Here is a 22,767-nt window from a genome sequence, read left to right as displayed (position 1 = left end):
CAAGGTAGTCATGGGTCCATGAGCAACGACGGGGGAGCCGGGCAGGGCCCGCAGGACACCACCAGTTACGGGCTGCAGCCACCACGGCCCCCCGAGCCGGGCGGGACGCCGCACCCCCGTCCGTACGCGGAACCGGCGCAGGTCGTTCCGGGCCGGCAGGCGCCGCACGGCGGGCGGACGCCGTCCGTACCGCAGGCGCCGTCCGCGCGGCCCACCCGGTCCGACCCGGGCGCGGGGCGGCTCGTGGGCGGCCGCTACCGGCTGCTCTCCAAGCTCGGGCACGGCGGCATGGGCACGGTCTGGCGCGCCAAGGACGAGACCGTCGACCGCGAGGTGGCCGTCAAGGAGCCGCGCCTGCCCGACCACCTGCCCGACCGCGAGCGCGCCAACGCCTTCGAGCGGATGCGCCGCGAGGCCCGCGCCGCCGCCCGCCTCGACCACCCGGCGGTCGTGAACGTCCACGACGTCGTCGTCGAGGACGACCAGCCGTGGATCGTCATGGAGTTCGTACGGGGGCGCTCGCTCGGCGCCGCGCTGCGCGAGGGCACCCTCGGCGCGCGGGAGGCGGCGCGCGTCGGCCTCGAAGTGCTCGGTGCCCTGGAGGCGGCGCACGCGGCGGGCATCCTGCACCGCGACGTGAAGCCGGACAACGTGCTGCTCGGCGACCACGACCGCGTCGTCCTCACCGACTTCGGCATCGCCCAGATCGAGGGCGAGACGAATCTGACGGACACCGGCGGCTTCGTCGGCTCGCCCGAGTTCATCGCCCCCGAGCGCGTCCTCGGCCAGCGCCCCGGCCCGGCGTCCGACCTGTGGTCGCTCGGCGTCGTCCTGTACGCGGCGACGGAGGGCGTGTCGCCGTTCCGCCGCAACAACACGCCCGCGACCCTGCAGTCCGTTCTGAACGCCACGCCCGCGGCGCCCGCCTCCGCGCAGGGGCCGCTCGCCGACGCCATCAACGGCCTGCTGCACAAGGACCCTGCGCACCGCCCGAACGCGGGGCGGGTGCGGGCGCTCCTGGAGGAGGCCGTGCGGCCGCCGCAGCCCCCGCCGACGCAGGTGGTCACGGTCGCGGGCGACCAGAGCGGGCCGCGCGGCAAGGGCGTCTTCCTCAGCCGCAAGGCGCTCGTGGTGACCGGCGCCGCGGTGGCCGCGGCGGTGGTGGCGGGCGTGCTCGTCGCGGTGAACCCGTTCGGCGACGGCTCGTCGGACGCCGGGCCGTGGCAGGAGCACGCCGAGAAGAAGCTCGGCGCCACCGTCTCGGCACCCGAGGGGTACGGCAGATGGGTGCCCGGCGACGACGCGCCACCGAAGGAGCACTGGGTCTCGTTCCGGGACTCCAGCGGCCAGATCTCGGTGACGCTGACCCTGGACAAGAAGTCCGAGGACGACCTCAACTACATCGCAGGCACCTCCATGGCCGAGGCGTACGAGGACATGAAGGACCTGGACCAGGGCAGTTCGGTGCTCGGCTCGTCGCTGAGCCCGGACGAGCTGCGGCCGGGCAGGAAGACCACGCAGAGCGAGTACCAGGGCAGCCAGTCCGCGGAGAACCTCATTCCGTACACGAACAAGGAGAGCGAGACGGAGTACCCGCGCGAGGCCACGATCTTCTACTACCGGACCAAGTCCGGGGACATGTACAAGCTGTGGATCGACTACCCGGCCAAGAGCGACTTCACCGAGCGCGGCCGTGAGGTGGCGCGGAAGGCCATCGAGGACCTGAAGATCAGCAAGCCCTGATGGGGTGTTGAGCGCGCGCAAGGGCATGACCGGCGTGGACTAACGCGCTGATCAGCGTCTTTGCTGCCAGCAGCCACTGGCGCGGTGTCAGGCGGCCGTTGGGCCCGCGTGCGAGACCGGTGAAAGCTCGTTACCCATGGGTACCCAAAGCGTCCGCCCAGGCATACGCTCACCGTCATGACGGACTCGCAGGCCCCCGCGGCACCCCTCGGTACGAACCCGATCGCCCAGGCCCCGCGCGGCGCCCGCACCGCCGCCGACGTGGTCACGCCCGGACTGGTCGCCCAGCTCACCCGCGATGTGCTCGGCTCGGGCCGCACGGCCAACCACACGCCGTTCACCGGCGAGCGGCTCGCCGAGCTGCCCGAGTCCACGCCCGAGGACGTCGCCACCGCCTTCGAGCGGGCCCGTACCGCGCAGATCGCCTGGGCGCGCACGCCCGTGCGCCGGCGCGCCGCGGTGCTCCTGCGCTTCCACGACCTGCTGCTCCAGCGCCAGGGCGAGGCGCTCGACCTGATCCAGCTGGAGACCGGCAAGGCACGGCTGCACGCGCACGAGGAGATCCAGGCCGTCGTCGTCGCGGCCCGCCACTACGGCCGCCGCGCGCCCGCCTATCTGAACCCCAAGCGCCACACCGGTGTCGTACCGGCCCTGACGAAGGTCACCGAGCTGCGCCAGCCGCGCGGCGTCGTCGGCCAGATCGCGCCCTGGAACTACCCCCTGGAGCTGTCCATCGGTGACGCCCTGCCCGCGCTCGTCGCGGGCAACGCGCTGGTCATGAAGCCGGACACGGAGACCGCGCTGACCGCGCTGTGGGCCCGGGACCTCATCGTCGAGGCGGGTCTGCCCGCCGAGGCGTTCCAGGTCGTGCTCGGCGACGGTCCCGTCGTGGGCCCCGAAATCGTCAAGCACGCCGACTACGTCTCCTTCACCGGCTCGACGCGCACCGGGCGCGAGGTCGCCACGGGCGCCGCCGCCCGGCTGGTCGGCGTCTCCCTCGAACTCGGCGGCAAGAACGCCATGCTGGTCCTGCACGACGCCGACCTGGACAAGGCCGCCGCGGGCGCGGTCCGCGCCTGCTTCTCCTCCGCGGGCCAACTGTGCATCTCCATCGAGCGGTTGTACGTCCACGAGTCGGTCGCGGACGCCTTCGTCGAGCGGTTCGCCGCGCGCACCAGGGCGATGCGGCTCGGGCGCTCGCTCGCGTACGGCGCCGAGATGGGCTCGCTGGCCGGCGAGCGGCAGCTGGAGACCACCCGGCGGCACGTCGACGAGGCCGTCGCCAAGGGCGCCACCCTCGTCGCGGGCGGCACGGCCCGGCCCGACATAGGCCCGTACTTCTACGAGCCCACCATCCTCGACGGCGTCGAGGCGCCGATGGCCGTGTGCACGGAGGAGACCTTCGGCCCGGTCGTCTCGATCTACCGCTTCACCGACGAGAACGAGGTGGTGGAGCTCGCCAACGCGACGCCCTACGGCCTGAACTCCTCGGTGTGGACGAAGGACGGCAAGCGCGGCCGCGCCGTCGCCGCCCGCCTGCGCACCGGCACCGTCAACGTCAACGAGGGCTTCGCGCCCGCCTACGGCAGCGTGCAGTCGCCGATGGGCGGCATGAAGGACTCGGGCCTCGGCCGCCGCCACGGCTCCGAGGGCATCCTCAAGTACACCGAGGCACAGACCGTGGCCCACCAGCGCCTCATCCCGCTCGCACCGTCCTTCGGCATGGACGACGAGAAGTACGCGGCGTTCATGACGAGGAGCCTGAAGGTGATGAAGGCCTTGCGGCTGCGTTGACGGGAGCGCCCCGAAGGGGCGCGGGGAACTGCGCGACCAGCCACGACGAGCCCGCAGATGCGAGGAGACCCCAATGCCGCAGGAGAACTCCGTCCAGAGCGAGGACGGCGCGGGCCACGACTACGACGTCATCGTCATAGGCTCCGGCTTCGGAGGCTCCGTGGCCGCGCTGAGGCTCACCGAGAAGGGCTACCGCGTCGGCGTCCTGGAAGCGGGCCGCCGCTTCACCCGCGCCACGCTGCCGAAGAACTCCTGGGACCTGAAGAACTACCTCTGGGCCCCGGCCCTCGGCCTGTACGGCATCCAACGCATCCATCTGCTCGGCAACGTGATGGTCCTGGCGGGCGCGGGCGTGGGCGGCGGATCGCTGAACTACGCGAACACGCTCTACGTGCCGCCTGCGGCGTTCTTCGACGATCCGCAGTGGAAGGACATCACGGACTGGCAGGACGAGCTGCGTCCGTACTACGAGCAGGCCGAGCGCATGCTCGGGGTGCGGCTCAATCCGACGACGACTCCTTCCGACGTCCATCTCAAGGCAGCCGCCGAGGCCATGGGGGTGGGCGACAGCTTCCACATGGCACCGGTCGGTGTCTTCTTCGGTGACGGGCGGGACGCCACCGGTGAGTCAACGGCCGGGCCCGGCGGGGAAGTTCCCGACCCGTACTTCGGCGGCGCGGGCCCCGCGCGCCGGGCCTGCACCGAGTGCGGCGAGTGCATGACGGGCTGCCGCCACGGCGCGAAGAACACGCTCACCGAGAACTACCTGTACCTCGCCGAGAAGGCCGGCGCGGTCATCCACCCCATGACGACCGTCGTCACCCTCACCGAGGACTCGCGCGGTGGCTACGCCGTGGCCACGCTGCCCACCGACAACAAGCGCAAGGGCAAGGGCCACACGTTCCGGGCCCGCCACGTGGTCCTGGCCGCGGGCACCTACGGCACCCAGACGCTGCTGCACCGCATGAAGGACAGCCATCTGCTGCCGCGCGTCTCCGGCCGCCTCGGCGAGCTGACCCGCACCAACTCGGAGGCCCTGGTGGGCGCGCAGACCTCCGACCGCCGCTACCGCAAGCGCCACGGGGGCGCCCCGGGCGGGCGGGTGGACTTCAGCCGGGGCGTGGCCATCACCTCGTCCATCCATCCGAACGGCACCACCCACATCGAGCCCGTCCGCTACGGCAAGAAGTCCAACGCCATGGGCAGCCTGACCCTGCTCCAGGTGCCGTACACCGCCAAGGGCGGCAAGGCGCGGGTCGCGGGCTGGCTCGCCAACTCCGCCCGGCACCCGGTGCTCACGCTGCGCTCCCTGTCGAACCGCCGCTGGTCGGAGCGGACCATCATCGGCCTGGTCATGCAGACCCTGGACAACTCGCTGACCACGTACCGCAAGGAGAAGGGCCTCGGCAAGGGCCTGCTGACGGCCCGGCAGGGCCACGGCGCGCCCAACCCGGACCAGATCCCGGAGGCCACGCGCGCCGCGACCCTCATCGCCCAGGAGATCAACGGCTTCCCCGGCTCGAACGTCGGCGAGCTGATGGGCACCCCGCTCACCGCGCACTTCCTGGGCGGCTGCCCGATCGGCGACTCCCCCCGGACAGGTGTCATCGACCCCTACCACCGGCTGTACGGGCACCCGGGGATCTCCGTGGTCGACGGCTCGGCGGTGTCCGCGAACCTCGGCGTGAACCCGTCGCTGACGATCACCGCGCAGGCGGAGCGCGCCATGTCGTTCTGGCCGAACAAGGGCGGCACCGATCCGCGCCCCGCGCAGGGCGCGGCGTACGTGCGTCTCGCGCCGGTCGAGCCGAAGTCCCCGGCGGTCCCGGCGGACGCGTTCGGGGCGCTGCGGCTGCCGTTCCTCGGGGTGCCGGTGGTGCCGCCCAAGGGAGGATCCGCGGCGCCTTAGGGGCGACCGGGTTTCAGGGCTCCCGCGATGTCCAGGGGGCCTCAGGGCTCCCGACGGCTACTTTCGGAGTCCGGACAGCGAAAGGACCTGCACCCCCCTCCGAGTGCAGGTCCTTCGCGTCTTGAGGTGGCCTCGTGGTCACACGCGCGCGTGGAGCGCGCTATGCGGCGTCCGAGTTACCACGGCGGCGCACGACGAACACGGCGCCCGCACCCGCGACGACGGCGACGCCGCCGACGATGCCGATGGTCGGCAGCGCGGAGCTCGACCCGGTCGCGGCGAGGCTGCCGCTGGGCCTCGGGGTCGTCGTGACGGTGGTGTGCTTGATGGGCTTGGCGCCGCCCTGCGGCTTGGGGGCGGGGCGCGGGGCGGGCCGGTCCGGCAGCTCGATGGCCTCGCCCGGGTAGTCGATGTCGCTGCCCGGCTTCAGGACCGTGAACTCGAAGAAGTCGAACGAGCTGTGCGTGCAGTCGAGTTCGGCGTCCGTGTAGCCGCCGAGGCCGAGCGCGTAGCCCGGGCCCGCCGGGGCCTTGGCGCTGATGTCGAGGCGGAGTTTGAGCTCGATCTGCTCGTGGGCGCCGAGCGTGGTCTTCCCGAAGTAGCTGCCGTCCGAGACCTCGTCGACGATCGACTTCCAGCCACCGGCCGCCGGGTCGAGGTACTGGATGCGCGCGTACGTGCTCAGCCAGTTCCGCTCGTGCTCGCTGTTGGAGAAGTTGTCCACGGCCGCGAGCCAGTTGACCTCGCCGAGCTCGTCGTCGCTGGAGTTGGCGGCGGTCAGCGTGAACGCGTGCCAGCCGCTGCCCGCGGCGATCTTGCGGGGCAGGCCTTGGAGGCTCAGTTCGAGGCGGCTCTCGAGGTCGTCGCCGGTCTCGTCGTCGACCTCGCAGGGCTCCGGCGCGGGGTCCTTCTCGTGGTCCTTGCCCCGGGACGGGGGCTTGTCGCCCTCATCGCCGCCGGGCTTGGTGGCGCCGTCACCGGGCTTGCCGCCGGGGTCCTCGCCGGGCTCGTCGCCGGGCTTTTCACCAGGCTCGTCACCCGGCTCTTCGCCGGTGCCCGGCTTCTCGCCGGGCTTCTGGGCGTCGCCGGGCTTGCCGCCGGGCTCACCGGGCTTGTCGCCCGGGCCGTCCGGCCCGGCGCCGTCGTCGGGGTCACCGGGCTCGCCGGGCTTCTCCGTCGGCTCCTGCGTTCCCGGTGCGGGCGTGCCGGAGGTCTCCGGGGTCTCGCTCACGCTCGTGCCCGGCGTCACGGCATCGCCCTCGGTCGCGAGCGCGGCCGGGGCCGAGAGCAGCGCGAGCGGGGCGAGCGCGGCAGTCGCGGCCGCGGTGGCCAGGGCACGGCGGAGCTTCATGAAGACCTCGGTGAGTCCGGCGTACCGCGCGTCCCGCGTGGCACGAAGCTGGGGCCTCCGCGCCGGGGCACGGAAGTGGCCGTAGTTACGCATGCATGACTTGTGTTTCCTGTGAATGGTTGCATCCGAACTCACGGAAACTTTATGTGCTTTGGGTCACATCTCTGGAGGATGTGAAGAGCTCGGGCTTGTGCGGCCCTCATGGGGTGGCATAGAACTTCCCCCGTTTGCAAGCGAGATGGAACCTGCCGCCGGGCAACGGGCGGGGGAGGGGGCACAGTGTCCGTACAGTCGCCGCGCGAGCCCGATGACGAGGCGCCCATACCCGACGAGGTGTGGCGGAGGTTCGCGGAGGACAGTGAGCGCGAGATCCGCGCGTCGGCGCCCAAGGAGCCGTCGGCGCGGGCGCGCATGGTGGCCGAGCGGCTGCGCAAACTGGACGCCGAGGCGGCCCGGCAGCAGGCCGAGGGCACGGTGGGGCGCAAGCGCCGCAAGCGCAAGGAGGCGGCCGCGGAGCCCTGGCGCCCGGACGGCTGGCGGTCCGCGCCCGTGGGACCGGGCCGCGGCGGTGCCGGTTCCGGACGGTGGCGCCAGGTCCGCAGCGTGGTGATCGTCGCGGGCTTCATGATCCTCGCGATCCTGCTCCTGAGCCCGTACCGGTTCTGACCCTGGCTCGGCTGACCGTTTGCAATTCGATGCCGATCCGTGGAACCGCCCGCGGCGATCTTCGGTCGTAGAAGGGGTGCGGGTGACTCCGCACGCAAGGCTCCGTGGGGACGGGCAGGGCTCCGCGGGGGCGAGACGAGTCCGCGGGGGCGATGGGTCCGCAAGCCCGCGGGGGCGAGCAAGGGTGAAAGTGGGGGAACGTGAAGTCAGCTGTGTCGCGTGTGGTGGTGGCCGCCTCGGTCGTGGCGACGCTGGGCCTGACCGCGGCGTGCGGCGGCGGTGACGGCGGCGGCCGCGACGGGGCCAAGTCGTCGACGGAGCAGGCGAAGCCGAAGGGGTCGGGTGGCGGCGAGTCGGGCGGGACCGGCGCGGCTGACGGAGACGGTGGGTCGGCCGGCTCGTCGAGCGGTGCGTCGGACGGCTCCTCGGGCGGTGGCGGCGCGCCGGCGAAGCTGACGGCCGCCTCCCTGGCCAAGGGCGACGTCCGCGGCCACGACGTGACGCCGCGCAAGCCGAACAAGCTGGAGGCCGCATGGGCCGGTGCGGCGGCCTCCCCGGCCGCCTGCGCCCCGCTGGCGGACCTCCTGACGTCCGCCACGCCGCCTGGGGCGAAGGGGCACGTCGGCCGCACGGTCACCGGCAAGAGCACCCGCGACCTGTCGACGACGGACGTCGAGCTGTACGCGTACGACGACGAGGGCGCGGCCGAGCGGGCCCTCGCGGATCTGCGCGCGGCGACCAAGGCCGAGAAGTGCGCGACCTTCCGCACCGGCGACCTGCGCTACTCGGGCGTCAAGGCGCTGACCGCGCCGGACAAGGGCGACGAGGCCGTCGGCTACCGCCTCGGCGTCCGTCAGGGCGAGTTCGTGAAGCGCTGGACGGTCACCGTCGTGCGCAAGGGATCCACGCTCGTGTCCTTCGCCGCGTCGAGCCTGTACGACCCCCAGAGCGTGGCGCGCGACGACGAGAGCCGGGAGGACGGCGGGCCCGACCGGCCGACGGCGGACAGGGCGGACGCCCAGCCGAAGGTTCCGGCGGCGGTCATGGACGCGCAACTGGCCAAGGTGAAGTAGCGGACGCGGGTGGCGTCCTCGGGCTTCCCCGGCGACGCCACCCGCCGAACGAGCGAAGGGCCCCGCGGGACGGATCCGCGGGGCCCTTGGCTGTCAGCACCGACGTCAGGGCAGCGTCGGTGCTTCGGGGCGGCGCCGGGGGGAGTACGCCGCTGGTTCGTGTGCCGGTGGCCGACCCGGCGCGCAAGCGGCGCACGGCTGGTTTAGACCAATGGCAATGAAGTTCTGCAAGGGGCGGCTGCCCGCTCTCCCTCTACGCATCGTGGAGGATGGCCGGTTCTCTGCGCAACCGTTTCGACTACATCCACTTGTGCCCTAGGGGAACACCTGGGCGGGAGAGCTGGAGGCCGGTCGGCTCCGGGCGTCCCCGGAGCCGACCGTTCCCTGGGTGACCGGGCTGCTGTCCCCTGCCGTCCGGTCACATCTCTGGGGCGAGGTCCCACGGCGTACGAACGATCCGTACGCCTCATCGCCCCAGCGGAGGAGCCACGCGTGGTTCTTTCGGGCCGCCCGCCCCTGGCTGGCACGGACACCGGGACCAACGAAGCCCGTCGGGAACCGGTCACGCGCCGTACGGGTGAGAAGGCGTCCGAACTCAGGTCCGTGGCGCAGCGGTTCCGCGTGCGCACGTGCCCGCGCCGGACACCCCTTGCGGTGGGCCGCGGTGGCCCTTGCGGCGCGGCTGTGGTGGGCCGCGGCGGGCCGCGGTGGGGCTGTGGCATGGCGGCCGTGCGGTGCCGCGTGGTCTCAGACGCGGCCGCGGCACAGCTCCAGAAGCGTCATCGCGAGCGCGGTGCCGGGCTTGCCGAGCGCGTCCCGGTAGTGGGCGAGGATCTCCATCTCGCGCGAGAGGTTCACCCGCCGCCCGCCCGAACTGATGCGGGCCTCCTGGATCACCGCGGAGACCGCCATCCGCTCCTGGACCAGACCAATGATCCGGTCATCGAGCGCGTCGATCCGTTCGCGGGCGCCGCCGATCAGCTCGGCGGCTTCGGGCGTACGGGCTCCCGTCCGCTCGGCGGGGGTGGTGGGCTGCTGCGTGGTGGCGGTCATGGCGGGGCTCCTCGCTGGAGTGGTCTGGCGGGGGTGCCCCGGGGCGAAAGGCCCGGAAACGACAGGACGCCCCGGGCCTTTCGGCCCGGGGCGCCTGGGAAGTCGCTTGTCAGGAGATCAAGCAGCTCGACCATGGCAGCCGGCGGGCCGGTTGCCATAGGTAAAGAGGAAGCCGAGGTGCTTGTTCACGGAGCCAGTATGCCCCCAGGCGTGCGCGGCGGGTCAAACCGGGTGTGAGCTGGCTCGCATGCTGAGACGCCCGCTCGGCCACGGCACTCCTGCTCTCCCGGGGGCGGCCCCTCCGCCCAGGAGGACGGCCCAGGAGGGCGGAACGGGTGGGCGCAGGGCGGGCCCCGCCGCCGCGCCCGCTGCCCGCCCTCTCCCTTGCCGCGGCAGCCCTCGGCCCGGCCTCCAGCGGACCCCGTGCCGGGGTGGAGCGGGTCCCGGAGCGGGGCCGGGGGCTGCCGCGGAGGGGCCCCGCCACCGGGGCCGCGGGCCCGTCGTCCGTCGGATACGACGAAGGCGCCACGGCCGGGCCCGTTAGAATCGACAAAACGAACCCCAGCTCCAACCGCGCGCGCACCCCTCGTGCACCCTTCCGCTCACGAACCTCCTGCGCACGCTCAACGCCGGAAGGCCGCCGCCGTGTCCTCAGCGACTCCCGCTGCCGCCGCTCCCGACACCGTCCTGGTCGTCGACTTCGGAGCGCAGTACGCCCAGCTCATCGCCCGCCGCGTCCGCGAAGCCCGGGTCTACAGCGAGATCGTGCCGAGCACCATGCCGGTCTCCGAGATGCTCGCCAAGAACCCTGCGGCGATCATCCTCTCCGGCGGCCCGTCTTCGGTGTACGCGGAGGAGGCCCCCTCGGTCGACCGCGCCCTGTTCGAGGCGGGCGTCCCCGTCTTCGGCATGTGCTACGGCTTCCAGCTGATGGCCACCACCCTCGGCGGCACCGTCGACAACACCGGTGCCCGTGAGTACGGCCGCACCCCGCTCAGCGTCTCCAAGCCCGGCTCCACCCTCTTCGAGGGCACTCCGGCCGAGCAGTCCGTGTGGATGTCGCACGGCGACGCGTGCAGCGCCGCCCCCGAGGGCTTCGCCGTCACCGCCTCCACGGACGTCGTCCCCGTCGCCGCCTTCGAGAACGACGAGAAGAAGCTCTACGGCGTCCAGTACCACCCGGAGGTCATGCACTCCACGCACGGCCAGCAGGTCCTGGAGCACTTCCTCTACCGCGGCGCGGGCCTGAAGCCGACCTGGACCACCGGCAGCGTCATCGACGAGCAGGTCGCCGCCATCCGCGCCCAGGTCGGCACCAAGCGCGCCATCTGCGGCCTGTCCGGCGGCGTCGACTCCGCCGTGGCCGCCGCCCTGGTGCAGAAGGCCATCGGCTCCCAGCTGACCTGCGTGTACGTCGACCACGGCCTGATGCGCAAGGGCGAGACCGAGCAGGTCGAGAAGGACTTCGTGGCCGCCACCGGCGTGCAGCTGAAGGTCGTCGACGCCCAGGAGCGGTTCCTCACCGCCCTCGCCGGCGTCTCCGACCCGGAGACCAAGCGCAAGATCATCGGCCGTGAGTTCATCCGCGTCTTCGAGCAGGCGCAGGCCGACATCATCGCCGAGGGCGCCGCCGACGGCGAAGAGGTCGCCTTCCTCGTCCAGGGCACGCTCTACCCGGACATCGTCGAGTCCGGCGGCGGCACCGGCACCGCCAACATCAAGTCTCACCACAACGTGGGCGGCCTCCCCGAGGACCTGGAGTTCGAGCTCGTCGAGCCGCTGCGCCAGCTCTTCAAGGACGAGGTGCGCATGGTCGGCCAGGAGCTCGGCCTGCCCGACGAGATCGTCCAGCGCCAGCCCTTCCCGGGCCCCGGCCTCGGCATCCGCATCGTCGGCGAGGTCACCAAGGACCGCCTCGACCTGCTGCGCGAGGCCGACGCCATCGCCCGCGAGGAGCTCACCGCCGCCGGTCTCGACCGCGAGATCTGGCAGTGCCCCGTGGTGCTCCTCGCCGACGTCCGCTCCGTGGGCGTCCAGGGCGACGGCCGCACCTACGGCCACCCGATCGTGCTGCGCCCCGTCTCCTCCGAGGACGCGATGACGGCCGACTGGTCCCGCCTGCCGTACGACGTGCTCGCCCGCATCTCGACCCGCATCACGAACGAGGTCGCCGACGTCAACCGCGTCGTCCTCGACGTGACCAGCAAGCCGCCGGGCACCATCGAGTGGGAGTGACCCGACCGTCGGGGCCCCGCCCCACGGCCGGTCCGGGCCGCACGGCCCGCCCGCGCGCCCACGCCTGAACGCCGGTGCCGCCGCCCCCGCCGGGGACGGCGGCACCGGCGTTCTCACGTCCGCCGTGTCGTGCGCACCGGCTGCCCCGGCTTCCACAGCTGCACGGCCAGGTACTTCTCGTCCTCGATGGCCGTCCGCACGACCTCCGTCAGCTCCACCCGGAACAGGTGGAACGCCGACGGGTCCGGCGGCCGCACCTCGTCCGCGTACCGCTTCACGGTCTCCGGGTCCCGCACCTCCACCGCCCGGCCGGAGATCCGCACGTCCCCGCCGCCCATCTCCGTGCCCGACCCCGGGTTCGCCTGGAGCGTGCACCGCGGATCGCGCCGCAGGTCGAGCGCCTTGAGCGAACCCGGCATCATCCCGAGCCACAACTCGCCGTTCAGGAACCTGACTTCCAGTCCCGACGTACGCGGCGACCCGTCCTTGCGCAGCGTCGCCAGGATGTGGTGCGTGAACGCCCCGAACCGCTCCTCGACCGTGCGGGCCAGCTCGGGTTCCGCGGTCGCGAAGGCCTTCCAGTTGTCTGTCCTGTCTGTCATACCGACAGCCTGACACCGATACCAGACAGCTTCTGTCTCCTTTTCCCGGCCGCCGCGCTACCGTCCGGCACACCCGGCTCCAGACTCTCTTCACAGAAGGCCCCTGTCGCCCTTCGCTGACCGGCGGTAACTTCCGCTCCGTACGACCAGGAACGGAGGACAGATGCGGGCGCCCACACCCATACCCGTCGAGCGGCTCCAGTTCGCCATGCCCCCGGTGCACGACAGGCCGGAGGACGAACGGCGCCACCGCAAGGAACGGCTCGCCGGTGCCCTGCGCGTCTTCGGCCGCCTCGGCTACGAGGACGGCGTCTCCGGCCACATCACCGCGCGTGACCCCGAACACCCGGACTGCTTCTGGGTGAACCCCTTCGGCATGCCCTTCAAGCACATCACCGTCAGCGACCTGGTCCTCGCCAACGCGGCGGGGCAGGTCGTGGAAGGGCGTCACCACGTCAACCAGGCCGCGTTCGCCGTCCACGCCGAGGTCCACAGGGCCCGGCCCGACGCCGTCGCCGTCGCGCACTGCCACTCCGTCCACGGCCGTGCCCTCGCCGCCCTCGGTGAACTCCTGGAGCCGATCACCCAGGAGTCCTGCGCCTTCTACGAGAGCCATGCCCTCTATGGCACCTACACGGGCGTCGCCGTGGACGCCGTCGAATGCCGCCGCGTCGCCGCCGCCCTCGGAGACCACAAGGCACTCATCCTGCGCAATCACGGCCTGCTCACCGTGGGCGGCTCCGTCGACGCCGCCGCCTGGTGGTTCATCTCCATGGAACGGTGCAGCCAGGTCCAGCTCGCCGCCCGGGCCGCGGGCCGCCCGGTGCCCATCGCCCACGAGGAGGCCGTACGGACCCGGGAGCAGCTCGGCGGCGACCTCGTGGCCTGGATCAACTACCAGTCCCTGTGGCAGGACATCAGCCGCTCCGAACCCGATCTGCTCGCCTGAACCCGCCGCAGCCACCGCCCGGCCGGGCCCGACCGGACCCCACGTCAACACGCGTGACCTCCGACCACCCCCGCTGACCTGACCCGCGGAACGCGCACAGGCGTCCGTACGGCACAATTCCCAGTCATTGCAAGGTAGTTCGCGAGCGCGTGGGCGGCGGCAGAGCCGGTCACGAGTTCGATCACGGCCTCGGCCGAGGGCGGGGAAGGCGGGGTACGCGGTGGCGGTGCAGGAAGTCAGGCAGAGTACGCACGGGGGTGGCTGCACGTGCGGCGACTGCCCGCACGGCGCACGCGAGGGGCACCGGCGCGCCGTGGCCGCGTTCCTCGCCAAGCGCGACGAGTTGGCGGCCGGGCACGGGGTGCCCGCGGCCGTCGTGCACTCGGCGGGCGCGTCCCGCCAGTGGGTGTCGGACGAGCTGACCCAGTCCGCAAGGGCCGTCGCCGAACGCGGGCGCGCCGAGGGCGCGGCCTGGCTCACCCGGCTGTGGCGGTACACCCTCGTCGCCGTCTGGACGGGCGTCGTCGCGCTGCTGCTCGTCCAGGCGCTCACGGCCGTCGGCAGCGGCTGGACGGACACGCGCACGGCCGGACTGCTCGCGGCGCTCGCCGTGGCCTTCCTGCTGTCCGGTGCCGCGTATCTGCACCGCGCGCGCGGCGGCGTGCTCGCGCCCGTCATCGGTGAGGACAACCGTCTGTCCACCTCGCGTGCCGTCGCCGCCTCCTGGGTGTTGCTCGTCGTCTTCGCCGTGCTCGTCCTCGCGGGTGAACTCGCCGCGGCCACCGGTGACGACGAGCGCGACGCCCTCATCGACGGCCTCCAACTCGACCGCGTCGCCGGTCTGGTGACCGTCCTCGCCGTCGTCTGCGCCGTCGCCGTGCTCGTGCGGCGGGTCGTGGGCCTCAGGGTCCTCGCGCAGAAGCTGCAGAAGGTGCGCGCCGACCGGCCCAGGGCCGCCGATCTCCTCACCGACGACTCGGGCCGCGGCCACTTCGCGGACGCCCAGTACCTCCTCGTCAGCACCGCCGCCGTCGTCTTCGTCGCCGTCCGGCTGGCCCGCCGCCCCGAGCAGCTGCCCGACCTGCCGTGGGGGCTCGCCCTCCTCGTGCTCGTATCGGCCGCCACATACGTGGCGGGCAAGTACTCCGAGGGCGGCCGACCCGTGATCCTGTCCGTCGTCCGGGCCCGGGAGGCGGGCGATCTGGACGCGCCGATCCGCACCGGCGACGACATCGAGATCCGCGGCGCGGGCTTCGTGCCCCCCGGCGCGCAGAACGCGGACCGTCTCGCCCGGATGGCCGTCCGCATCGGCGCGGTCCACGTCCACGTGCCGCTCGTGCCGGTCGCCGGGGGCTTCACCAACCCGTCCGACACCGTCCTGACCGTGCCCGTGCCCGTCGACGTCGAACCCGGCCGCGTCGACGTCCAAGTGATCACGGCGGCGGGTGTCGAGACCAACCGCTGCACCATCGACGTGACGGACTGACCGCCCCGCCGCACCCGCTTCCGCACGGACCGCGCGACCCACCGCCCGGCAGCCCGCACCGCGCCGAATGGACGCATGTGCTCCCCCTCCCGCGTGCCCGGAACCGCCAACCCCTCGTGGTTTCCGGGCACACCTCGCGCGATCCGCCGCACGCCACTGAGCGGCGGCTCCCTTTCCTACGTATCGTCAGTTGACGGCTCAACGGGAGAGGCGGCGGACAGCCATGGTTCACGGCATGCGCACGGACACCCACACCGGCTATGCCCGGCGGACCGGCTGGCGGGACACCGCCACCCGCTACGCCCTGCTCCCGTTGAGGATCTTCCTCGGTGTCACCTTCATCTACGCGGGCCTGGACAAGCTCACCGACAGCGCCTTCATGCAGGAGAGCGGCCCCGGCTCGATCGGCGAGCAGATGCACAACATCCGCGACATCTCCGCCCTCCCCGAACTCGTCGACCTCGCCCTGAAGAGCCCCGTCGGCTTCGGCTACGCCATCGCCCTCGGCGAACTGGCCGTCGGCATCGGCACCCTGATCGGCCTGCTCGCCCGGATCGCCGCGCTCGGCGGCGCGCTGATCTCGCTCAGCCTCTGGCTGACCATGAGCTGGTCCGCCGAGCCCTACTACTACGGCAACGACCTCGCCTATCTGATGGCCTGGCTGCCTCTCGTGCTCGCCGGGGCGTCCTTCCTCTCCGTCGACGCCTGGATCGCCCGGCGCCGCGACGCCTCCGGTCTACGGCTGCGCTAGCCCCGGCCCGACCCGCTCGGGTGCGTCTCGCCCGGTCCCATGGCACGCGTCCCGTCCTCGCGGCCTGGGGCGCGGGCCCGGCGGCCCTTGCGTATGCCGTGGGCCACGGTCGCCGTGGCGCCCGCGAGGCACAGACCTCCCGTCACGATCGGGATGATCACGAACCAGGGCGTGTCCCACAGACCGCCCGCGTCGCCCGCGTAGACGAGCCCGGCGAGCGTCACGAAGAAGCCCGCGACCAGCCGGCCCGGCTGGAACTCATGACGCAGCACGTGCCACCTCCGCCTGTCCGACGCCGACCTCGAGCCGCAGGTCGAGCGTGCCTTCGCCCTTGACGCCCGCGGGCGGGTCCAACGTCACCGTCTTCTGCTTGCCGGGGGCGATGTCCACGTCCTGGCTGTCGTCGCTCGGCAGCTGGATGTCTCCGACACCCACCTCGATCCTCACGTCCACCTTGGCGTCCTCGGGCACGATCACCTTCAGCTTTCCGGCGCCCACCTCCGCCCGCGTGCGCACCGTCTGGTCCTTGCGGAGGTCGACCCGGCTCAGGTCCAGGGTGGCGACGCCCGTCCCCAGTTCGTACCGAGGGCGGATGTCCGAGGCCGTGGCCGGGGTCCAGTCCTTGCGTATCCAGTCCGCCGTGATGTTCTTCGGCAGGGCCGCGGAGGTGGCGACGAGCGCGGCGGTGATCACCGCGAGCACGAGGGAGCCCGCACCCGTGCGCCCCAGGAACGAGCTGATCGCGATGCCGAGGCCGAGCACGCCGAGCGCACAGGCGAACCCGGTCTCCAGGCTGGTGACGAGCGGCTGGTCCTCCCAGGTCAGGCTCGTGCCGAGGCCGGCCGCGAGCAGGGCGGCCAGAAACACCCAGCCACCGATCCAGCGCGGCCCGCGGCGCCCCGGCGGCTCCTTGTCCAAGGGAGGCGCGCCCCACGCCGAGGTGTGCCCCGGGGGCGGCTGATACTCCACCGCGACCGGCTCGGGGCCCCAGAAGTACTTCGGCGGGCCCTCCTCGCCGACGGGGGTGCGCCACCATGACGGGGCCCCGGTGACGGGCGGCGCCTTCGTCTCCGGCGGGGCGTCCGCGACGGCCTGGGCGGCCGCGGGGTCGGGGTCCGGGGTGCCGCGCTGGCGCGACCAGTACCCCGCGCCCGCGAGGAGGACGCCGAGGACGGCCGCGAAGGTCAGCGCCCCGCTGTTGCCGATCAAGGTCAGGAACACGCCGCAGCCGACGAGGGCGAAGAGGACGGCGGTCAGGGCGTGGCCGTCCACGCGGGCGGTCAGCAGCCGTCGCGCCTCGTTCTCCTCCTCTCCCTCGTAAGGGATGAGCAGCCAGGCGAAGCCGTAGAAGACCAGGCCGAGACCGCTGGTGACCGCGAGCACGGCCAGGCCGATGCGGAAGATCACCGGGTCCATGTCGCAGTGCCGGCCGAGGCCCGCGCACACGCCGCCCAGCTTGCGGTGCCGGGGGTCGCGGCGGAACTTCCGCTCGCGCGCGACCTCCGGACCGCCCGGCACCTCGGCCGTCGCGGACGGATGATCGCGCGGCGGGGCCTGTGGACCCGGCGCGGGCTGCTGATCTGTCATGAGTCCATGGTGACGGCCCCGCCCCGCCCGCGGCAGTCGGGACAACCCTGGCCGAACCCTGATATCGCCCCTGACGACCCCGGAGCCGCACCCCTGACGCCGGCCCCACGCCCGGAGACCGCCCCGCCTCGGCCCCGTGACCGGCCCCGAGATCAGGGGAGTCTCGGGGATCGACCCTGATGCCCCCGGCCCCGCCCCCGTGTGACCATCGGTGGCATGCCAGACGCCGCAGCTGTACCCATCGAAGACGAGCGGCCGCTGCGGAAGCTCTATCGCAGCGGTGAGGGCCGCCTGCTCGGCGGGGTCGCGCGCGGCCTCGCGGGCCACCTCGGCCTGCCCGTCATCTGGGTCCGGCTCATCTTCATCGGACTCTTCACGGCGAACGGCCTCGGTGCCCTGCTCTACGCGGCGTTCTGGTTCTTCGTCCCGCTCGGCGTCGGCGGCGTCGGCGCCCAGCGCGCCGCCGTGGTCACCACGGAGACGGCAGCGGACGGCCGCCGCAGACTCGTCGCCCGCAAGCCGGACAAGGGCCAGATCGTCGCGCTCCTCGCGATGCTCGCCGTCGCCATGGTCTTCGTCGGCAGCGTGGACCTCGGCGGCCCGACGAAGGCGTACCTCTGGCCGACCCTGCTCGTCGCCGCCGGTGTCGCCCTCGTCTGGCGCCAGGCGGACAACGCCCGGCGGGCCCGTTGGATGGAGGTCGGCCGCAAGCGCCGCACCCTGACGATCGCCCGGACCGCGGCCGGTGTGCTCCTCGTCGGCGTCGGCGTGTCCGGCATCTTCGTGCTGCGCGGCTCCGCGTCCGACCTGGGCGCGGCCCTGCAGGCGGCGCTCGCCGTGCTCGTCGGCATAGCGCTGCTCGCGGGCCCCTATCTCGTGCGGATGACGCAGGACCTCTCCGAGGAGCGGCTGATGCGCATCCGCGCCCAGGAGCGCGCCGAGGTCGCCGCCCACGTGCACGACTCGGTGCTCCACACCCTGACGCTCATCCAGCGCAACGCGGACAGTCCCGGCGAGGTCCGCCGCCTCGCCCGCGCCCAGGAGCGCGACCTGCGCGCCTGGCTGTACAAGCCGGAGGGCACCGGCAAGGAGGAGGCGGAGGAGCCCGACACCCTCGCCGAGGCGGTCCGGCGCAACGCCGCGGAGGTCGAGGACAAGCACGGCGTCCCCATCGAGGTCGTCGTCGTCGGCGACTGCCCGCTCGACGAGCGCCTGACGGCACAGATGCAGGCCGCGAGAGAAGCGATGGTGAACGCCGCCAAGTACGGTGGCGAGGGCGGCGCGGTGCAGGTCTTCGCCGAGGTCGAGGGGGAGACGGTCTTCGTGTCCGTCCGCGACCGCGGCCCGGGCTTCGACCTGGACGCGGTACCGGACGACCGCATGGGCGTACGAGAATCGATCATCGGCCGCATGCAGCGCAACGGCGGTACGGCGCGGCTGCGCACGGTGCCGGGCGGCGGCACGGAAGTCGAGCTGGAGATGGAGAGGACGGCGGCGACATGAGCGACGCGACCGAAGCGAGCGGGCCCGTGGATCCGGCCGCCGGGGCAGCGGAGGCCGGGACCGGCGCCGCACGGCGGGTGAAGGTCGTCCTGGTCGACGACCACCGGATGTTCCGCACGGGAGTGCAGGCGGAGATCGGCCAGACCGAGCGCACGGGCGTCGAGGTCATCGGCGAGGCCGCGGACGTCGACCAGGCGGTCACCGTGATCACGGCGACCCGGCCCGAGGTCGTGCTGCTCGACGTGCACCTGCCGGGCGGCGGAGGGGTGGAAGTCCTGCGCCGCTGCGCGCCGTTGATGGCGGACGCGGAGAACCCGGTGCGGTTCCTCGCGCTCTCCGTCTCGGACGCAGCCGAGGACGTCATCGGCGTCATCCGGGGCGGCGCCCGCGGCTATGTCACCAAGACCATCACCGGCACCGACCTGGTCGACTCGATCTTCCGGGTGCAGGAGGGCGACGCGGTGTTCTCGCCGCGCCTCGCCGGGTTCGTCCTGGACGCCTTCGCCTCGACGGACGCGGCGCCGGTAGACGAGGACCTGGACCGCCTCACCCAGCGCGAGCGCGAGGTCCTGCGCCTCATCGCGCGCGGGTACGCGTACAAGGAGATCGCCAAGCAGCTGTACATCTCCGTGAAGACGGTCGAGTCGCATGTGTCGGCGGTCCTGAGGAAGCTCCAGCTGTCGAACCGGCACGAGCTGACGAGGTGGGCGACGGCCCGACGGCTCGTCTGACGGGCCCCCGGCCCCGCCCCGCCCTGGCGTCTCGCCCGCCCTGCCCCGGCGTCTCGCCCGTCCCGTGCCGACGCTCTGCCCGCCCCGCGACCGTCCGGTGGCTTCTCCCGCCCGTCCTGCTTCCGTGCGGCCCTCACGCCACCCGTGTGGCCCCCGCGAACGGCATCTGGTCGATGGGGGCCAGCCGGACCGGAGCGCTGGGGTTGGGGGCGTGGATCATCTGGCCGTTGCCCACGTAGAGGCCGACGTGGCTGATGCCGGAGTAGAAGAACACCAGGTCGCCCGGCCGGAGTTCGGAGCGTCCGACGCGGCGGCCCGCGTCGATCTGGGCGTAGGTCGTGCGCGGCAGCGAGACGCCCGCCGCGCGGTAGGCGGCCTGGGTGAGGCCGGAGCAGTCGAAGGCGTTCGGGCCCGTGGCGCCCCAGACGTAGGGGCTGCCGAGCGCCTTGTAGGCGTACGAGACGGCCTTCGCGGCGCGGGAGTCGGGAGCCTTCACGGCGCCCGCCGGGGCCGCGCCGCGCGCGTCGTCCCGGGAGGCCCGGCCGGAGCTGTCGGGGCCGTCGGGGCCGTCGGAGCCCGCTGTGCCGTGGCCGCCTTCACCGCGCTCGGCGCGCTCGGCGCGGGCGAGGCGCGTTCGTTCGTCGGCGGTCAGCCGGGCGAGCAGCCGCTTGGCCTCGCCGAGCTTCCCGGTCACGGTCTTCTTGTGCTTCCTCAGCTCCGCCTGGCGGGACTTGAGGTCCCCGAGCGTGTCGTCCGCCTCGGTGTGGAGCTGGTCGAGCTCCCTGACCTGGCGCCGTACGTCGGCGACCTCGGCGGCCTGGCGCCGACCCGCGTGGTCGGCGCGGGTGGCCCGGTCGAGGAAGGCGTCCGGGTCGGCGGAGAGCGCGAGCTGGACGGACGGGTCGACGGCTCCGGCGCGGTACTGGGCGGTGGCCAGTGAGCCCAGGCCCTGGCGCGCCGAGTTGAGCCGCTCCGTCTTGCGGGCGGCCTCGTCGCGCAGGTCCCGCAGGGTCTCCTCGGCCCGGTCGGCCTTCTCCTTGGCGCCGTTGTACTTCTCGGTGGCGACCTCGGCCTCGCGGTAGAGCCGGTCGACCTTGGCTCGCACCTCGCCGAGGGAGAGCCGTGGTTCGGCGTGCCCGGTGCCCTCGAAGGCGGTCGCCGTGGCGGCCGACGCGAGGGCGAGAGTGGCGGCGGTACGGGCCGTATGGCCGCTGAGCGAGCGCTGCTTCGGCTTGCGGTGCTGTGCCACGGAGGCTTCACGTCCTTCCACAGTGGCCAGGTCCGGGTACGGGTCCGGCGGCGCCGCGCACAGGGGGAACGGGGCGCCGCCGGACTTCTCGGCGGTGATGTCCGGCTGCCGTCCCTGGTCCGGACGACGGTGGGGAGCCGGTCACCGGTCATGGACGCTAAACCTCGCCGTCACCGGGTCGTGACCTGTTGTGCGGAAGTGGCGCCCGCGGCCCGCTCGTGACCGGGCGCGACCGCTCCGGCGGCCGGTCGGCGCCCGCTTCACCCGTTCCTGTGACCGATGTGGTGTTTGTGGTCCACCTGCCTGGAGGGGGGTGATACGGGCCCGGTTAGGCTCCGCCCCATGGACGTACTCATCCATCTCTTCGTCGGCCTGCACATCATCGGCATCGCCTCGCTCCTGGGCGGCTTCCTGACCCAGATGAAGGCGATGGGTGACGGCACGGCCCGCTTCAGCCCCCCGATGCTGCACGGCGCGCTCACCATGCTGATCACGGGCGTGGCCCTGGTCGGCCTGAACCAGGCCGACGACAACGAGGTCAACAACCTCAAGATCGGCATCAAGATGGCGGTCCTCGTCGTGATCCTCGGGCTCGTGTACCTGAAGCGCGACGAGGAGAAGGTCGACAAGGCGATGTTCGGCGCGGTCGGCGCGCTGACGACGGCGAACATCTTCATCGCCGTCCTGTGGACGTAACCGCCCGCTGCCCACGTTTTCGGCCCTCTCCGTAGAAGAGCGACACCTCTACGGAGAGGGCCGAAAACGTGTCGCCCTCCTACGGAGACGGGTCAGGCGGGCCGGACCACGCTGTGGATCGGCATGTAGTAGATCGACTCGACGCGTACGTTCGCGCCCGGCTTGGGGGCGTGGATCATCTTGCCGTTGCCTATGTAGATCCCTACGTGGCTGATGTCGTCGTAGAAGAAGACCAGGTCACCGCGTTTGGCGCTGGACGTGGACACCGTCGTGCCGACCTTCACCTGGTCCCAGGTGGTGCGGGGCAGCGAGATTCCGGCGGTCTTCCACGCGGCCTGCGTGAGCCCGGAGCAGTCGTAGGAGCCGGGGCCCGTGGCGCCCCATACGTAGGGCTTGCCGATCTGCTTCTCGGCGAAGCCGATCACCTTCTCGGCCTTCGCGGCGTACCCGCCGTCCGTGTTCCCGGAACCCGAACCCGAACCAGAACCGGAACCCGAACCGGAATCAGAGTCGGATCCCGTGCCCGATCCCGAGCCGGTGCCGGTGCCGGTGCCGGTGCCGGACCCGGTGTCGGCGCCCGACCCGGCTCCCGTCCCCGAGCCGCCGCCGGAGCCCTGCTCCCGCTCCTTCCGGGCCTCCTCGGCCTTCCGCTTGCGCTCCTCCTCCGCCTGCTCGCGCGCCAGCTCGGCGGCCTTGCGCCGAGCCGCCTCCTCCTTCCGCTTCTCGATCGCGGCGAGCCGCGCCTTCTCCTCGGCGGTCAGCTTCGACAGGAGGGTGCGGGCCTCGCCGAGCTTGCTCTGGACGGTCCGCTTGCTCGCCTTCAGCTCGTCACGGGAGTCACTGAGCGTCTTCAGGCTCTTCGCGGCCTTCGCGCGCTGCTTGGTGGCCGCCACCTGCTGGGTCTGGTAGTCGTCGACGGCCTTCTTCTGGCGGTGGGTGAGCCGGTCCGCGAGGTGGTTCTGGTCGAAGAAGCCCTTCGGGTCGTCGGCGAGCATCAGGGCGGCGGTCTCGGAGACGGCGCCGGTGCGGTACTGGGCGGCCGCGAAGGAGCCGAGCTGCCGACGGGCCTCGTTCAGGTCGTCCGTGCGCTCGGCGACGTCGTCCAGGAGCTTGTCGACGTGCTTGCGCTGCTTGTCGGTGCGTTCCTTGGCCGAGTTGTACTTCTGGGTGGCCACGCCCGCCTGGTGGTAGAGGTCGTCGACCTTCTTCTGCACCTCTTCGAGACTCGGTTCGGCGGGCCTGGTGGGCTTCGCGGGGGCGGACGGTGCCGCGTTCGCGCTCTGTGACAAGAGCGCTACGGAGGTCAGCGCGGCCGTCGTGATGCCGAGTGCGGGGGCGCTGCGTGCCAGGGGGGAGCGGGTGCGCGGCTTGCGGTGCGACGCCAAGGGA

The 22,767-nt window shown here is 72.6% G+C and carries 19 protein-coding genes; 12 read left to right on the top strand and 7 right to left on the bottom strand.

All coding sequences use genetic code 11. From position 1 onward, the window contains the following. Positions 1-18 precede the first annotated feature (18 nt). The 3 genes from AC5WAM_RS16530 (at position 19) to AC5WAM_RS16520 (ending at position 5,446) form a co-directional block, all read left to right on the top strand. Complete coding sequence (locus AC5WAM_RS16530) at positions 19-1,743, top strand: serine/threonine-protein kinase (RefSeq protein WP_495523027.1); 1,725 nt, start codon at positions 19-21, stop codon at positions 1,741-1,743. Between the two features lie 177 nt (positions 1,744-1,920). After that, positions 1,921-3,537 (top strand): succinic semialdehyde dehydrogenase, encoded by a 1,617-nt coding sequence (locus AC5WAM_RS16525; RefSeq protein ID WP_495523026.1) that lies wholly within the window; start codon positions 1,921-1,923, stop codon positions 3,535-3,537. A gap of 73 nt (positions 3,538-3,610) precedes the next feature. Next, on the top strand, positions 3,611-5,446 hold the full coding sequence (locus AC5WAM_RS16520) for a GMC family oxidoreductase N-terminal domain-containing protein (protein ID WP_495523025.1): 1,836 nt from the start codon (positions 3,611-3,613) through the stop codon (positions 5,444-5,446). 160 nt (positions 5,447-5,606) lie between these two features. Here AC5WAM_RS16520 and AC5WAM_RS16515 read toward each other — a convergent pair whose 3' ends face one another. Next, a complete protein-coding gene (locus AC5WAM_RS16515; protein WP_495523024.1) occupies positions 5,607-6,797 on the bottom strand; it encodes an LPXTG cell wall anchor domain-containing protein in 1,191 nt (396 codons plus the stop codon). A 279-nt stretch (positions 6,798-7,076) separates the two neighbouring features. On the opposite strand from AC5WAM_RS16515, the gene AC5WAM_RS16510 reads away from it, so the two are divergent. Then, positions 7,077-7,463, top strand: coding sequence for a hypothetical protein (locus AC5WAM_RS16510; protein ID WP_366789181.1), 387 nt, complete (start codon positions 7,077-7,079; stop codon positions 7,461-7,463). A 200-nt stretch (positions 7,464-7,663) separates the two neighbouring features. Continuing rightward, the gene (locus AC5WAM_RS16505) at positions 7,664-8,536 is read left to right on the top strand and encodes a hypothetical protein (RefSeq protein WP_495523023.1); all 873 of its coding nucleotides are present in this window, start codon (positions 7,664-7,666) and stop codon (positions 8,534-8,536) included. Between the two features lie 747 nt (positions 8,537-9,283). Here AC5WAM_RS16505 and AC5WAM_RS16500 read toward each other — a convergent pair. After that, positions 9,284-9,589 (bottom strand): chorismate mutase, encoded by a 306-nt coding sequence (locus tag AC5WAM_RS16500; protein WP_138961362.1) that lies wholly within the window; start codon positions 9,587-9,589, stop codon positions 9,284-9,286. 645 nt (positions 9,590-10,234) lie between these two features. Here AC5WAM_RS16500 and guaA point away from each other — a divergent pair. Then, positions 10,235-11,824 carry a glutamine-hydrolyzing GMP synthase gene (gene guaA / locus AC5WAM_RS16495; RefSeq protein WP_366789184.1) on the top strand — a complete coding sequence of 530 codons (1,590 nt, stop codon included), beginning with the start codon at positions 10,235-10,237 and terminating at the stop codon, positions 11,822-11,824. 113 nt (positions 11,825-11,937) lie between these two features. On the opposite strand, the gene AC5WAM_RS16490 is transcribed toward guaA, so the two are convergent. Beyond that, positions 11,938-12,426, bottom strand: coding sequence for a pyridoxamine 5'-phosphate oxidase family protein (locus tag AC5WAM_RS16490; RefSeq protein ID WP_495523022.1), 489 nt, complete (start codon positions 12,424-12,426; stop codon positions 11,938-11,940). A 163-nt stretch (positions 12,427-12,589) separates the two neighbouring features. Here AC5WAM_RS16490 and AC5WAM_RS16485 point away from each other — a divergent pair, with 163 nt between their 5' ends. The 3 genes from AC5WAM_RS16485 (at position 12,590) to AC5WAM_RS16475 (ending at position 15,612) form a co-directional block, all read left to right on the top strand. Next, complete coding sequence (locus tag AC5WAM_RS16485; RefSeq protein WP_495523021.1) at positions 12,590-13,375, top strand: class II aldolase/adducin family protein; 786 nt, start codon at positions 12,590-12,592, stop codon at positions 13,373-13,375. A gap of 220 nt (positions 13,376-13,595) precedes the next feature. Then, on the top strand, positions 13,596-14,861 hold the full coding sequence (locus tag AC5WAM_RS16480) for a hypothetical protein (RefSeq protein ID WP_366789187.1): 1,266 nt from the start codon (positions 13,596-13,598) through the stop codon (positions 14,859-14,861). Positions 14,862-15,084: 223 nt separating this feature from the next. Further along, positions 15,085-15,612, top strand: coding sequence for a DoxX family protein (locus tag AC5WAM_RS16475; RefSeq protein ID WP_495523020.1), 528 nt, complete (start codon positions 15,085-15,087; stop codon positions 15,610-15,612). Here AC5WAM_RS16475 and AC5WAM_RS16470 read toward each other — a convergent pair. Next, positions 15,609-15,884, bottom strand: coding sequence for a hypothetical protein (locus AC5WAM_RS16470; protein WP_495523019.1), 276 nt, complete (start codon positions 15,882-15,884; stop codon positions 15,609-15,611). The genes AC5WAM_RS16475 and AC5WAM_RS16470 overlap by 4 nt on opposite strands. Further along, positions 15,871-17,199: a PspC domain-containing protein gene (locus tag AC5WAM_RS16465; RefSeq protein WP_495523018.1), complete on the bottom strand. Its 1,329-nt coding sequence runs from the start codon at positions 17,197-17,199 to the stop codon at positions 15,871-15,873. Before AC5WAM_RS16465 ends, AC5WAM_RS16470 begins: the two co-directional genes overlap by 14 nt. 216 nt (positions 17,200-17,415) lie before the next feature. On the opposite strand from AC5WAM_RS16465, the gene AC5WAM_RS16460 reads away from it, so the two are divergent. After that, positions 17,416-18,702, top strand: coding sequence for a PspC domain-containing protein (locus AC5WAM_RS16460; protein ID WP_242721310.1), 1,287 nt, complete (start codon positions 17,416-17,418; stop codon positions 18,700-18,702). Beyond that, positions 18,699-19,433: a LuxR C-terminal-related transcriptional regulator gene (locus tag AC5WAM_RS16455; protein WP_366789191.1), complete on the top strand. Its 735-nt coding sequence runs from the start codon at positions 18,699-18,701 to the stop codon at positions 19,431-19,433. Before AC5WAM_RS16460 ends, AC5WAM_RS16455 begins: the two co-directional genes overlap by 4 nt. Before the next feature lie 133 nt (positions 19,434-19,566). Here AC5WAM_RS16455 and AC5WAM_RS16450 read toward each other — a convergent pair whose 3' ends face one another. Then, positions 19,567-20,682, bottom strand: coding sequence for a C40 family peptidase (locus AC5WAM_RS16450; RefSeq protein ID WP_495523017.1), 1,116 nt, complete (start codon positions 20,680-20,682; stop codon positions 19,567-19,569). Between the two features lie 342 nt (positions 20,683-21,024). Between AC5WAM_RS16450 and AC5WAM_RS16445 the strand changes: the two genes are divergently transcribed. After that, a complete protein-coding gene (locus AC5WAM_RS16445) occupies positions 21,025-21,378 on the top strand; it encodes a hypothetical protein (RefSeq protein WP_366789193.1) in 354 nt (117 codons plus the stop codon). A gap of 92 nt (positions 21,379-21,470) precedes the next feature. On the opposite strand, the gene AC5WAM_RS16440 is transcribed toward AC5WAM_RS16445, so the two are convergent. Continuing rightward, on the bottom strand, positions 21,471-22,763 hold the full coding sequence (locus tag AC5WAM_RS16440) for a C40 family peptidase (RefSeq protein ID WP_495523016.1): 1,293 nt from the start codon (positions 22,761-22,763) through the stop codon (positions 21,471-21,473). Positions 22,764-22,767 lie beyond the last annotated feature (4 nt).

The organism is Streptomyces sp. JLYT201 (assembly GCF_059448825.1).
The sequence above is the reverse complement of the archived record's forward strand: the minus strand, read 5'-3'. Positions and strand labels throughout refer to the sequence as shown.